The organism is Bacteroides sp. RCH18, assembly GCF_058231005.1.
This window is the reverse complement of the sequence record NZ_JBIPTC010000001.1, coordinates 3,291,098-3,305,665: the sequence shown is the minus strand read 5'-3', so window position 1 is coordinate 3,305,665 and position 14,568 is coordinate 3,291,098. Positions and strand designations below refer to the sequence as shown.

Here is a 14,568-nt window from a genome sequence, read left to right as displayed (position 1 = left end):
GGTGGGATATGGATGGATTCGGTGTGCCTTGTTTCATTGGTTTCGCTCGGAAATCATTGCGTGTGTGGTGGATGTGGAGTTTCCTTTCTTTTTTCATGGCAAGTGCGGCGGGGGCGGTTTCGTATCGTGATTTGATTCCCGAACCTGTTTCCGTGGTGGATAAGAAGGGTGATCCGTTTGTGGTAAACGACCGGACAAAGATTGTCTATCCGCAGGATCATGTGCAATGGAAGCGGACAGCGGAATTTCTGGCTGGCTATGTGGAAGGGATGACCGGTTACCGGTTGCCCGTTGAAGAGTGCCGTTCGTCCGAGTCGGAACCTGTCATTTCGTCGGAAGATAATGTGATCCGCTTTCAGTGTGACTCACGGATGCGGAAGGATGGCTTTAAGCTAAGCGTCGGGAAGTACGGTGTAGTGATTCAGGCAGCGGACGGAGCGGGAGTCTTTTATGCTGTCCAGTTGTTGCGGCAGCTGATCCTTTCGGGGGCGGAACAGATACAGACGGAGCGCACAAAAAAGGAGCAGATACAAACGCAGCAAACCATTGCGGTGTCATCGGCAAAGACGCTGGATATTCCTCCGGTGGAACTGGAAGATTATCCTTCCCTGTCTTATCGGGGAGCCATGCTGGATGTGAGCCGTCATTTCTTCTCGGTCGCTCAGGTAAAGAGAGTCATTGATTTGCTGGCCTTCCATCGGCTGAATCATTTTCATTGGCATCTGACAGACGACCAAGGCTGGAGAATCGAAATTAAAAAGTATCCCGATCTGACAAAGATTGGCGCTTGGAGAGGGGAAGATAAGTACGGCGGTTTCTACACGCAGGAGGAGATCAAAGAAGTGGTGGCTTATGCTGCCGAGAGATATATAACAGTGATTCCGGAGATAGACATGCCGGGACATACTCAGGCGGCACTGGCGGCATACCCGCAACTGGGCTGCCTTGGCTCTTCTTACGAAGTAGCCACGGAAGTAGGCGGCGTTCATAAAGATGTGATGTGTGTAGGCAATGACTTTACGCTTCCTTTTGTGAAAGATGTATTAAAGGAAATAGCCGCCTTGTTCCCCGCGCCGTTCATCCATATCGGAGGAGACGAAGTGCCGAAAGAACGGTGGAGCCAATGCGATGCGTGTCAGAAAGCTATCAGAGACAAAGGCTTGAAGGACACAGACAAACATACCGCTGAGGAATATCTGCAAAGTACTTTCAATGAAGAAATAGCGGATTATCTGCGGAGTATAGGGAAGCGGATGATCGGCTGGGATGAGGTACTTTCCGATAGCCTGAGCCGGGACATCACCATCATGTCATGGCGTGGACTGGGACGTGCCACGACTGCTGCCCGAAAAGGACATTCGGTGATTGTGTCGGCTGATTCTCACTTGTATCTGAACCATTATCAGACGATAAACTCCGAACAGGAACCCCGTGCCACTGGCGGACTGGTAGAAATGAAGAAGGTCTACGAAACTCCTTTCTTCTCTCCCGAACTGACAGCACAGGAAAAAGAAAGGATATTGGGTGTGCAGGCTTGCCTGTGGACTTCGTTCATTGACAGCGATCAGCTGCTGGATTATATGCTGCTGCCCCGTCTGGCTGCTTTTGCGGAAGCTGCATGGAGCGAGGAAAGACGGGGGACTTATGCCCGCTTCCTGCATCGTTTGCCTGCCATGCTGAATTGTTACGGGCAACTGGGTTACGGGTATGCCCCTCATTTCTTTACCATTTCTGCTGCGTACAAGACTGTTTCTACACTCGTTCATGAGGATTCTTTCGATGATAAGTGCCTCGAAATAAGTATGGAAAGTTTGCCCGACACGGAAATATATTACACGCTGGATGGCAGTAAGCCTTCGAAATCTTCTTCTTTGTATACAGTTCCGCTCCGGGTGGAGGAAAGTTGCACGCTGAAAGCTGTCTCCTACCTGCCCAACGGACTTTCCAGTGATGAACTGACGAAGGAAGTGGTGGTCAATAAAGCGACTTTCCGCCCCGTCCAATTGTTGAATCCTCCTTCCGAACGCTATCAGGGAGAAGACGGAAAAGTGCTGGTGGACGGGATTCGAAGTATAAACTTTCATAATACGGGTCTGTGGGTAGGATACTATACTACTGACTTGGTCGCAGTGATTGATCTTGCATCTTTTCAGCACGTTTCTTCGGTAGAAGTTTCCGCTTTAACCGATTTGAGTGCATGGATCATGGGGCCGCAATCCATCTCCGTATTTGTTTCTCTGGATGGAGAAAAGTATGAAATGGTATCCCGGCAGACCTATCAGGCGCCGACGGATGCTATGGGAGAGAAGCGAAGTGACTTGAACCGGTTATCCTTTGACAGCGTGCCTGCACGATATATAAAGGTAGTGGCAGAGCCCTTCAAAGGCTTGCCTAGAGGACATTCCGGTGAAGGCGAACCGCCTTTCCTGTTTGTGGATGAGATACGGGTGAATTGAATAAAGTCGGTAGTATCTTAAATCTCCTCCTTCGGGAAGGAGGAGTGGTCGAAGACCGAGGTGGTAGGTAAAATGATGTGTATTCCTATTTTATTGTAAATGATATAGTTATGTATTCACCTACCACCTCCCCCTACGGGTACTCCTCCTTCCCGAAGGAGGAGATTCGAGATACTACCGACTTTTTAATCCCCTCCCAATGATCCTACTATTGACTCTTGAAACATTCCTTGCATGGCACCTTCTCCAATTTCTTTACAAGATATATTCGTAATAAGTAGTTTCAGCATTAGTTCCAACCGTTGGCACAAAGTGTTCCAAGCAATGAAACAAAGTGTTTCAAGGCGTGAAACAAAATGTTTCATGCCTTGAAACTTCTTGGATAAACTGTCGATCACGCTCACTTGACCGCAAGAGTCCATTCACTTGACCGCATTAGTTGCTCCGATTGACCTGTCCACTCAGAAGGTATTAACTCATTTTTCAGTCAATAATGAATGACTTCTCAGCTGTTAATACCTGATTTCTCAATTATTAATAGCTGACATGACAATCGTTAATAGCTGACACGTCAGATGTTAATACCCAGTAAATCAAAGTATAATGCAGGATGAATGACCTATATGCCGTGATGGCAAAGTGAGGGCAAACCCTTGCTCTCACTCTGCAACCATACTTGCTGCAATGCTTGAAATGCCGATGAATAAAGGGATATATGCGAATAGTGAGAGCATGAGGGCAAAACTGCTATCTTTTTCACTTGTAGCACTTGCTGAACCTAAGTTCAATTTATAAATGCGACAGTTCAGTTTCCGTACCAGTCACTTACTTATTATAGTATTTTTCAAGCAGTTCCTGCATTTCCGGATATTTCTCGTCTGTATCTCCGGCTTCTTTGCGAAGTCTCAATAAGTCCTTCTTCATCTGTTTGATGACAGGTGCATATTTCGGATCGTTGTATGCATTATGATTCTCGTGCGGATCGTTCTGCAAGTCATAGAAGTCCCATGACGGAGTAAAGTCAAAGTTCTCTGTATCAGTCATGTCCAGATTTCGGGCATAATAGAAGATCAGCTTGTAACGGTCTGACCGGATGGCGAAGTGCGCGGGACGAATAGCGTGATTGGTCCAGTAGCGATAGTAGATTTCTTTTCGCCAGTCGGTCGGCGTGTTGCCTTCCAGGTTGCTGACGAAGCTGTCTCCTTGTACATTCTCCATCTTTACTCCGGCAAATTCTGCCAGCGTCGGTGCAAAATCGACATTCAGTATCAGATCATCCAGGCGTTTTCCTGCGGGGACCTTCTTCGGATAACGGATAACGAAAGGCATACGAGCCGATTCTTCATAAAACATCCGTTTGTCGAAGAAGCCGTGTTCGCCTAGGAAATAGCCTTGGTCGGAGACGTAGATGACGATGGTATTGTCGGCGATATTCATTTCGTCCAGAGCGTTCAGGAGTTTGCCGATGTTGTCGTCGACGGTAGCGCCGCAACGGAGGTAGTCACGGATAAACTTTTGGTAGGAAGCACGTCTGGCGGCCGTCCGTTGCATCCCTTCGGTGCTGAACGGCAGTCCGGGGTAGCGGCACCACCACTTGTCGGGGTCCTGTGATGCGATGCGCCAGCGGCGTTCCAGTTCTTCCAGTGTCTGTCCTTTGAAAGAACGGCCGTTGGTTTCCGGTCCCCAGTCCAGCAGGTTTTCGGGTTCGGGGAAGGTGACACCGTCGTAGAGATGCTCCATGCGTATCGGGTAGTCGTAGGGTTCGTGCGTTGCCTTGAAATGGCAGCACATCAGGAAGGGCTGGTTGCCGTCCTGCTGTTTCATCCATCGGATGGCTTTCTCGGTGACGAGGTCGGTGGAGAAGCCGAGCACCCGTTCGCCGAACCGGCGGTTGCCGGGCCACGGGTCGGTGCTCTCTATGAAAGTCGGGTCACGGTATTCGCCTTGATCGTAGAAGATGGAGTAGTAGTCGAATCCTTGCGGCTGCGACTGGATGTGCCATTTGCCGACGAGCCCGGTGTGGTATCCGTTGGCTTGCAGTAACTTTGCGAGGGTGGGGATGGAGGTGTCCAGTGAGTCCGCAAGGGTATACAGTCCGTTCCGGTGACTGTATAGTCCGGTGAGGATACTGGCGCGGCTGGGCGCTGAGATAGAGTTGGTGCAGAAACAGTTGTCGAGCACTACCCCTTCGTTTGCCAGTCGGCGGATGTTGGCATTGTGAGCATATTCTGCCAGTACTCCGCCATAGATGCCCCAGGCTTGGGAGGTGTGGTCGTCACTCAGGATAAAAAGAATGTTGGGGCGTTGTCCGGCAGGTTGAGCGCCTTGCAGGTGTGTCATGGCTCCGGCTGCCAGCAGACCGGTAAGTACGAGTTTATTCATATACGTATAGATGTTGCATTTCTTCAAATGTCAGTTTGTGTCCGTCCTGCCACCACTGCGGATCGGACAAGTTGCAGAAGTCTTTTTCTTCTTTCATGCGGAAGGCCAGTTGGTCTTTCAGGCTGCGTGCCGTCTTCTCCTGACCGGGCAACAGATTATGCTGTTCCAGCGGGTCTTGCTGAAGGTCGAACAACTGTTCGGTGATAGTACCTCCTACATTATAGATAATATACTTGTGATGTTCGCTGACGAATGCCCGTTGCAAGTTGGAGTAAGCGAGGAACAGGTCGCTGCGGTGGATGGCGGCAGAGTCATCCAGTACTTGAGAGAGGGATTGTGCCGTCATGCTTTCGGGCAAAGGGATGTGTGCCAGTTCGCAAAGTGTCGGAGCGATGTCGTGCAGATAACAGAGTGCACGATTCTTTTTTCCTTTTTGCGCTTTGTAGTTGGGTGCAATGAGCGTAAGAGGTACTTTCACACTATGATCGTACAGGTTCTGCTTCCCCAGCAATCCGTGACGTCCCACTGCCAGACCGTTGTCGGAGGCAAAGACGATGATTGTATTGTCCGCTTGCCCTGTTTCCTTCAATGCCTGCAGCACACGCCCTATCTGCACGTCTACTTCGCTGATCATGCCGTAATAATCGGCAAGCTCCTTCTGTACCTGTTCGCCTGTTCGTGGAGCGGGTACTAATAATTCGTCGCGTACATCCATCTCACCGTTGTCGAACGGGTGTTGAGGAAGGAAGTTAGCCGGCAGTCCGAGTGTCTCCGGACTGTACTTTTGTCCATAGGCAGGGAGCTGATTGCGCGGATCGTGCGGAGAAGTAAAGGCGACGTAGGCAAGGAAAGGCTGTTGCCCGTCTTTCTGTGACTGCAGGAAGCGGATGGCGGCATCGGCATACATCTTCGAAGAAAACTCTTCTCCTGTAAATTCCGTCTCCTTCCCGTATACGCCGGTGGAGTCGTAGCGGTTGAGATGAGGCGAACAGTGTCCGTTCAGCTCGTAAGGGTGCATACCTCCGAAATAGATATTATCGCCTTCCTGAAAGGAACGGTTAAAGGAAGCCTTGTCCGAATGCCACTTGCCTGTGGCGAAGGTGCGGTAGCCGTGCTTTCGGAATTGTTGCGGGAAGGTGGTATGCGCTTCGGGAATCTTCATTCCGTCTGCCTGAATATCGTATAGTCCGCGACCGGTCATCAGCATGGCACGGCTGGGCATGGACAGCGCTCCGCACAGGGCGCCGTTGGTGTATGTATTGGTAAAGGTGACGCCTTCGGCGATGAGGCTGTCGATGGCGGGTGTATGTACGTCTTCGTTGCCCAGCGCATGGATGGAAGAGGCTTGCATATCATCCGTGAGGATGAATAATACGTTGGGCTGACCGGGTGTGCTTTCCGTATTCGACTGGCATCCGGCGGCCAGAGGGGCAAGTGTCAGTGATAGTTTTATAAAATAACCGGGGGATTTTATCATGATTATAAGATTTATGTACAAGTAAGGCTGCCTCCCTTTCATTGTCAATGCAAGGAGACAGCCCCAAATATAATGAATAATTCCTATTGTTTGAACCTGTAATCGGTCATAACTTTAAATTTATGGCATAAAGCACTGGTCGTGTCTCCATTCAAAACCTCCGTCTCCCTTCGGTTTAGCATGATGCTTGTTGGCAGTTGCGTCATAGAGTATATTTCCCTGACCTTCATCCATCTTCCAGTATCCTACCATATTAGGATGAACTGCCATAGGACCGGACATATTGGCCTGTATTTCGGCTTGTGACAATACTTTGTTCCATAGGCGGAGCTGTCCCATCATACGGTCATTTTTGGAATAGCCGTTGTCGGTAGTGGAGAATGCGAACCTCTGCAACGGTTTGGCTGCTCCACCGGTAGCGTCTGCTTCACCCGCTTTGCTTCCGTTGATGTAGAAAATACATTTCGAGGCTTCAGAGTCATAAGAAATGGCTACGTGCGTCCATGTATTCTTCTGGAAAGTAAATGCGGTGAGGTAACATTTATTGTTGCTGCCGCCCACAGTCCAGATATTGATCTGCATCTGGGCACTGGTAATCATCTGCGTATTTCCGAGTCGGATATAGAATGCGTCACAATCGATCACAGACTGGTTGTTGACATCGAAACCATTCATCCAGAACCAGAACTCTACGGTGAAGTTGTCCAACGGAAGATTCCATTCCGTATCAATCGGTTCGCAAACGAACGAGTTGTCCTTAGACCTCATCTTCATATATGGAGTAGACTGTACCCAAGGTTTGTCCAGCAGCAATATATATTTCGAGAAGACTTTTTCTTCTGCAACGCTTCCGTCACCCACCACTCTGACAGGGATTGCATATCTTACTCCTTCTTCCGCACTGTACGGGGTAATGACTACAGAGGTCGGCTCGGCTTCCGCCTTTCCGCTCGGAATGACGATGTTCTTGTCCCATTTAAGGTTCTCGTCAGGCAATACGGTATAAGAAGTTTTATTCTTTTCGTTGTATTCATCCAGTATGCTGGGGTCGATCACGAGCGTTGCGTGTAAGTCTTGCGACACTTTATCACCCGTACGTACCGTAAATGAGGTCTGGGTATTCACTCCTACGCTCACAGAAACCTTCTTGGCAGCTTCGCTGGCTGCTTCGCTGATATAGAGTCGGTTGCCAATCGGGGTATACTCTTCCTTGCAACCGATGATGGTGGCAAGAAGTGTTATTCCGATAAATAGTGTATATAATCTGTTCTTCTTCATAACTTTATACTTATTATTTTTTAGCAGGATTCATGATTTGGATAGCTTCGCGCAAGTACTTGTAGCCAAGGCCATACTCGTATTCCATGTGGAAAGTTCCTATCCCTCCTTTACGGCCCTCTGTCGGATTCCAGTAAGCCATTCCGGCCAGTGACCGGATAACCCCGAACTCCGGATGGGTGTAGTTGACTCCCCCATTAGCATAATACTTTTCGAAGTTTTCTGTGATGATAAAGCGGTTGGACGGAAGCCGGTTCCTCAGATTGTCAAAACTTTCCTGCAACCTGTCCGGTGAGTACGCTCCGTACGATTGTGCCACTCCGTAGTCGGCATATTTCCATCCTTCCTCTGTGATGAGGTATACGAATCCATCCACCAGAATCAACTTGTCCGGTCCGATGTTCTGGCGCACTTCTCTCAATAAGGCAGTCATGTTATCCTGATTGTAGAATAAGTCTGTACTACCACATTCATGGTCGAAGTCGATTCCGTCATAGCCATATTTGTGGATAGTATCTGCTATGGCTTTCGCCACGGCAGGAATATTCTCCGCTTTGTTGGCAAAGCCGCCCGGAAGATTGCTCATGTTGTGCGAGAACACAGTAAATGTAACCCGCGTACCCAATACTTCCTGAACGTATTTCATCTCATCTATCTGGAACTGGGTTAAATTGGCATAAGGTCCCCAGATGGAAATAATATCCACGCTGTCGGGCACACTTTTCAGACTGTAGTATAAGGAAGAGGCACCTTGCATACCCCAGCTTCCAAACCAGCCGAACGCAAGCGGATGATCGCTTTTCTTGTATGCTCTCAGTGCGGCGTAGTACTCTTCGGACAGCGGTTCCGGTTCGAAGTTCTTAGCCTCTATCTCGGTCCAGTCATCACAGCTGAAATAACTGAAAGCTATGAATGCGATGATTAGTATATTGAATATTTTTTTCATACTGTTTCTGTTTTTAGCAGTTAATTAAATTAATTCTTTTTTGCCCACCATAAGTCTGTGGCATCCGTATCCTGTCCGTTTGACAGAAAGCTGACCGCTTCTTTCACATTTTCCTCGTTGCTTTGGTATTCGTCTTCAGAGAAACGGAGACGGCGTTGTTGGCGCTCGTCGGTCACTCCCTGAGTCGAAAGGTTATTGTATGCAGGGAATACGGCCGGATAGCCGGTACGGCGGAAGTCTGCCCATGTCTCGTTTCCAATCGGGAAGTTGGCAATCATCTTCTGTGTCAGGATACGTTCCAGTTTCTCATTATCCGATGCGCTTTCATTCCAGGCGACGGTCACTTTAGAGGGGTTGGAGTAGTTGTAAGCCGCATTCGTCGGGCAAACATAATCTGCCGGTTTGCGGGTAGCGTTGGAGATGTAAGCGTCGGCACCGGAAACACCCCGTTCTGCAAATGACAGGCGGATACCTTCTTCGTAGAATTCCTTAGCCGTTTTACCCATTGTCCACTTCTTTAGCGCGCCTTCCGCACATAAGAAAGCTACTTCAGACGCATTGAAAATAAGCATCGGACTTTTCGTCTCTACTTTGACGGTAGAGTAGTTGGAGAACATACTGGTCGAGATACCTCTGATACCGGAGCGCACACCGTAGAAACCTTCTTGATTGGCTATCTTCACTTTAGTAAAGTAAGCGTCGCGGCGCGGGTCTTCGTATCCGTTCATAAAGGAAACGACACAAGCATTGGCGCGGACTTCACCCCAGGAGTTGACACTGGCCAGACCATTCTTGTAGTTGGTTCCTTCCAGATTGTCGTAGGCGTCGTCGGCATTGCTGGTCATTACACCGTATGGGTGTGATACCGCTTTCTCTGCGATCTCTTGCGCATACTTGGGAGCTGCGTTACTGATACGGATGGCAATACGCAGTTTCAATGAATTGGCAAATTTGATCCATTTCTTGTAATCACCGCCGTAGATGCGGTCTTCCGTTGTCAGCTGGTTGAATCCCGGTTCGGAGTTCATCAGTGACGTCAGTGTCTCGATGCTGTAATCCAAATCGCTGACCATCGCTTTCCAGGCTGTCTCTTCGTCGTCATAGCCTACGCTGTACTGTCCGCTCTCGATTTTGCTATAAGGGAGAGGACCCTGCATGGAGGCGATAATCTGCATGATATGTACCCGCATGATCTTGGCCAGTGCATAGTAGTGTCCCGACGCATTAGTGAAGCGCTCGATGGAGAAATAGTTCGGGTAGAACTTTTCGAAGTACCAGTTGACAGACCATTTGTTCCAGCTGTCGTCTACATTATAAGTATAGAAGTGCTGTGACCGGCTCCAGCTGCTGGAGGGAGTCAGCATGCCGCCGAAAGGACCTGCCCAGAACGTAATGTTACGCTGTGCCGGATTCTCTTCGGTGGATGACATACATGTGATTAATTGCGAGAATAACAGACGGGGATTCAGCTCCGTCGGTTCGTACGGATTTGAATTAAATTCTTCGAACTTTGCTGTACAGTTGCACAAAAGAAGTGCTAATAATGCAAAGCATATAGATTGGGTTACTTTCTTCATAATTCAATGTTGTTTTTAGAAGTTAAGTTTTACGCTAAAGCCGATATTGCGAGTAGTAGGCTGCATAAAGTAGTCATAGCTCTGGTAATAGTTCGATTGGGTGGAGGCGGTAGCTTCCGGATCGAAAGGAGCTTTGCAGTAGATCATCCACAGGTTCTTTCCTACCAGTCCGACGGTCATTCTCAGCTTGTCACGGAACCATTCTTTCGGCAGTGTATAGCTCAGGTTCAGTTCTGCCAGACGTATGTTGGTAGCGCTGTAAGTATAATAAGCGGCATAACCTTTGACGGTATCGAAGTATTTTTCCGTATCGATATATCCATAGTTGGCAGCGATGCCTCCTGCGTCACGATAGTCGGCAGTTTTCTGCGAAACTCCGTACTGGTCGAGTACGCTTTGAGTACCGGACAGAGCGATACCTCCGAAACGGGCGGTCAGTGTGACTCCCAGATTGATGCCCTTGTATGAGAAGTTGTTGCTCCAGCCCATATTTGCTTTCGGCAGGATAGAGCCCAGCTTGAATTCGTCGACAGATTCAATTTCGATGTCTCCGTCCTGTGAAACGAAGATATGTCCGTTGCCATCTCTCTTGATACGGTGTGTGGCATATACATCACCGATAGAACCGCCCTTGTACAGCTTCACACGTGCGTCGAGATTACCCAGCTGCCCCATATCGTAATTATCCTTATTGATAGGTTCTCCGGTCATCGGGTTGGTGGCTCCTTCTGTCAGTTTCATGATCTCGTTGTTATTGCAGGAGAATGTAAGGTTGCTGTCCCAGGGGAAAGCCCCCCATTTATCACTGTATCCCAAAGCCAGCTCGATACCTTCATTGCGGATACTACCACTCTGGATATACGCTTTGGAATATCCGGACGAGATGGAAAGGTCTGCCGTAAACGTCTGGTTGATCGTGTTCGACCGGTAGTAGGTCAGGTCGAATGAAAGCCGGTTGTTCAGCCATTTGGAGTTGATACCCAGTTCCCACGAACGAGTCTTTTCCGGTTTCAGGTTGCGTGCCGGATAGATCGTTGTTGAGTTCCAGCTACCGGAAGCAGTATTGAACTGGTAAGACGGACGGGTGATGAAACGCTCGAAGGAGCTACCTACTTCCGTATACGAACCGCGTACTTTCAGGAAAGAAATCCATTCCGGCAGTTTCGCCATACTCGAAACAACGGCGGACATACCTACAGACGGATAGAAGAAGGACGAAGCCTCGGAGAAAGCAAGCTGCGATTCCCAGTCATTACGGCCGGTCGCCGTCAGATAAAGCATGCTCTTATAGCCTACTTCGGCATTCACGAAGACACCCTGCGACTGCTGGATATATCCGGACTGTATTCTTCTGTATTTGGCGGATGTGTCTATATTGTGTACGGCAAAGAAATTGTAGATACCGCTCAGATTACCTCCGTGACCGATCTGCTCTTCACGCTGGTCATTGATGGAAGTACCGATATTGGCATTGAACGACCACATATTGTCATTGAACGTCTTGTTGATGTTCAGCATAATGTCACCGTAGAAACTGCTGTACGCCTTGCGAATGTCATAATAACCTCCGTATTCGCTGGCAAACTGCTCGATAGTGGATGCGTACCGTTTGTCGGTAGAGCGCATATCGGTTTTGTCATATTTCAGACGTCCGGTGATGTCGATGCCGTCCATGATGTTCCACTTCAGGGAGGCATTCGTCATGAAACGCTTTTTGGTATTCTCGCGTACCATGCGGTGAGCGGTCCAGTACGGGTTCTGCAATTCCATACTCTGTGTGTCGTAAGGCCAGTATTGCTTGTAGATGCCCAGACCGGTATTATACGTTTCATACATACGGATAGCGTCAAAGTTACCGCTGCGTGGGAACAGGTACAAGGCAGGTATCGGGTTGAAATAACGTCCCTGAGCCGTCATGTTCCTGTCGTTCTGAAAAATCAGGTTGGCACCGAAGTCCAGTACTAGTTTGTCGTTCAGGAAATTTGCGGTATTGCGTCCGGAGACATTATATCGGTCATACTTGTTATTGGGCAGGATACCTGTCGAATTGGTTGCCGATACAGATACGTACGTCTGGTTCTTGGACGTACCGGTTGACATTGAAACAGAGTTAATCGTGTTGACTCCGGTACGGAAAAACTTGGCAGGGTCGTAGTTGCTGTTTACGATGTCTCCCCAGCTTGCGAACTCATTGTCCCTGTTGCCGTATTTGCTTTGCATTTTGGGCAACATGGTAGGGTTGGAGAAAGTCGTACTGCTCGAAACACTGAAACTTGTCTTGTCCTGAGTACCTTTTTTTGTATTGATCAGTACCACACCCGAAGCGGCGGCATTACCGTAAAGCGCGGCTGCGGCGGGACCTGTCAGCATATTGATTGATTCGATATCTTCCGGATTGATATCCGCCACGGCGTCACTACCGGGCTGGTCGGCGGTGATACCGGCATCGCCTCCTTCGTTCACAACGTTGAACATAGGAATACCGTCGATCACATAAAGTGCATTGTTCGATTTGGTGATTGACTTCACACCACGCATTACCACACGGGTCGCCGCTCCTGCGCCTGAGGCGGAAGAGTTGATGGTCACACCTGCTACCTTACCGTTCAGTGAGTTCATGAAGTTCGGGTCTTTCACGGTAGTGATATCATCGGAACTTAACTGCTGCACATTGTAGCTCAGCGCCTTTTCCGAACGTTTGATACCTAGGGCGGTGACTACCACCTGATCCAGTTCGGTAGCTGCTTCGTTCAATGTGATGTTCAGCTTTGCCTGACCGTTGAATACGATATTCTGTGTCTGGTAACCGACATAAGATATAGTCAGCACATCACCGATATGTACATTACTCAAACGGAAATCACCATCGATGGAAGTAATCGTTCCCTGTCCGCTTTTGGTTGCGATAGAGGCACCGATCACCGGACCGGATGCATCATTTATTACTCCGGTGACGGTATAGGCTTTTTTCTGTTCATCGGCTGTTTTCTTGAGAAACAACACAATGCGTTTATCGGCAATCCGGTAGTCAATGGATGTGTTTTTCAACAGCGTACCTACGATTTGATTGATGTCACTGGAAGTCATCTTTATTGACGTCTTCTGACTGGTGTTGATGTCGTTGTTGTAAAAGAAAGAATATCCGCTTTGTTTTTCAATACTCTCGATAATCTTGGTTATGGAAGTATTTGTGAAATCTAGCTTGATGTCTCGCTTTGTAGTCTGCGCGAAGGCAAAACAGGGGATCATTAAAAGTAATATTGCCATACAGATGCTTTTTTTAAGCTCTTTCATGGAAGTGTGGCAACATTTTTGATAAGAAATTTGGTACTTTCTTAAGTTTGTCATACTTTTATAAATTAGAAATTAAGGATTGTGGCGATATAATACCGCCATGATTTTGCAAAGTCTTGGAAGCGAGAAGATACTGGTACTATTTTCTCGCTTTTTCTGTGTCTTTTACAGTATTACGTCATAGGCTATTTGTTTTTTAAGTTTTACAATTCTGTTTATTTTAGTATTATATTTTTCCCTTTCCGCTCATACTTGAATGGAGTACTGGTCTGCATGGTTTTTAAGATCGACTCAAGCGACTCATTCGTATAAAACTCTCCGGTGAAGGATTTTCCAATCAATTCGTCATTCATGATAATGATTTTGACGTTAAACAGATGTTCCAGACGCTGGCAGATATCGAGCAACGGCGTTTCCGATAATACCCATACATTCTGTATCCATCGTATCTCACGACTGGCATTGCTCAGTTCCGTGAGCAGCATATTACCGCTGTTGACATCATATCTTAGCTGCTGGCTGGGTTTCATCAACATCTGTTTCTTTTCGTTGCTGACCTCGATAGAACCTTCCAGCAAAGTTGCCGTAATCTGCGGAGACTGTGAGCTGGCATTGACTGTGAACTTTGTTCCCAATACTCTGATCTTCAATTCTCCGGCACGTACAATGAATGGATGTTTCTTATCATGTTTTACATCAAAGTACGCTTCCCCTTCCAGAAACACTTCCCTCGAATCACCCGCAAAACGTTCGGGATAGATAAGCTTGGAGTGATTATTCAGCTGAATAACTGTTCCATCGGGCAGTGGCACATTCTGTACAATTCCACTGTTATTGCTTTTTATAATGAACGAAGGATCTGAATCCAGCATCATGTATAGCCATCCGCTCATCGCAATCAGCAGGGCTACTGTGGCAGCAGCGAGCCATACCCGGTATTGACGGGCGCGTCGGCGGAAAATGTCAGTGGAGTTGTTGTCGGTTTGAATTCGTGCCATCAGTCGGGAGAAAGACTTTTCTGCCGAGTGTTCTTTGCCTGGACTTGGTGATCGCAGTTCGATACTGTTGATCAACTCATCCATTTTCATTGTTTCTTCTTTTTCAGTGCGCATCTTTTTTTTCTGTTTTCTAAAGCTTTATACTATATAGAAAACTCAA

The 14,568-nt window shown here is 48.0% G+C and carries 9 protein-coding genes; 1 reads left to right on the top strand and 8 read right to left on the bottom strand.

Annotation, left to right across the window (positions count from 1 at the left end; genetic code table 11):
* Positions 1-8 precede the first annotated feature (8 nt).
* Positions 9-2,456, top strand: coding sequence for a glycoside hydrolase family 20 protein (locus ACHLI0_RS13000; protein ID WP_490749333.1), 2,448 nt, complete (start codon positions 9-11; stop codon positions 2,454-2,456).
* Positions 2,457-2,641: 185 nt separating this feature from the next.
* Here the strand turns inward: ACHLI0_RS13000 and ACHLI0_RS12995 are convergent, their stop codons facing one another.
* The 8 genes from ACHLI0_RS12995 to ACHLI0_RS12960 all read right to left on the bottom strand — a co-directional run bounded on the left by ACHLI0_RS12995 (position 2,642) and on the right by ACHLI0_RS12960 (position 14,522).
* Positions 2,642-2,878, bottom strand: coding sequence for a hypothetical protein (locus tag ACHLI0_RS12995; protein ID WP_490749332.1), 237 nt, complete (start codon positions 2,876-2,878; stop codon positions 2,642-2,644).
* Between the two features lie 403 nt (positions 2,879-3,281).
* Positions 3,282-4,838 carry a sulfatase family protein gene (locus ACHLI0_RS12990; protein WP_490749331.1) on the bottom strand — a complete coding sequence of 519 codons (1,557 nt, stop codon included), beginning with the start codon at positions 4,836-4,838 and terminating at the stop codon, positions 3,282-3,284.
* Positions 4,831-6,315, bottom strand: coding sequence for a sulfatase family protein (locus ACHLI0_RS12985; protein ID WP_490749330.1), 1,485 nt, complete (start codon positions 6,313-6,315; stop codon positions 4,831-4,833). The genes ACHLI0_RS12990 and ACHLI0_RS12985 overlap by 8 nt, the downstream gene beginning before the upstream one ends.
* Positions 6,316-6,435: 120 nt before the next feature.
* Entirely contained in the window at positions 6,436-7,593 is a 1,158-nt protein-coding gene (locus ACHLI0_RS12980) for a DUF1735 and LamG domain-containing protein (RefSeq protein ID WP_413555116.1), read from the bottom strand.
* Between the two features lie 13 nt (positions 7,594-7,606).
* Positions 7,607-8,539 (bottom strand): glycoside hydrolase family 18, encoded by a 933-nt coding sequence (locus tag ACHLI0_RS12975; RefSeq protein WP_490749329.1) that lies wholly within the window; start codon positions 8,537-8,539, stop codon positions 7,607-7,609.
* Positions 8,540-8,568: 29 nt separating this feature from the next.
* On the bottom strand, positions 8,569-10,116 hold the full coding sequence (locus ACHLI0_RS12970) for a SusD/RagB family nutrient-binding outer membrane lipoprotein (RefSeq protein WP_055218977.1): 1,548 nt from the start codon (positions 10,114-10,116) through the stop codon (positions 8,569-8,571).
* A 15-nt stretch (positions 10,117-10,131) separates the two neighbouring features.
* Positions 10,132-13,383, bottom strand: a complete 3,252-nt coding sequence (locus ACHLI0_RS12965) for a SusC/RagA family TonB-linked outer membrane protein (RefSeq protein WP_490749328.1) — start codon at positions 13,381-13,383, stop codon at positions 10,132-10,134.
* Positions 13,384-13,625: 242 nt separating this feature from the next.
* Positions 13,626-14,522, bottom strand: a complete 897-nt coding sequence (locus ACHLI0_RS12960) for a FecR family protein (RefSeq protein WP_178309815.1) — start codon at positions 14,520-14,522, stop codon at positions 13,626-13,628.
* Positions 14,523-14,568 lie beyond the last annotated feature (46 nt).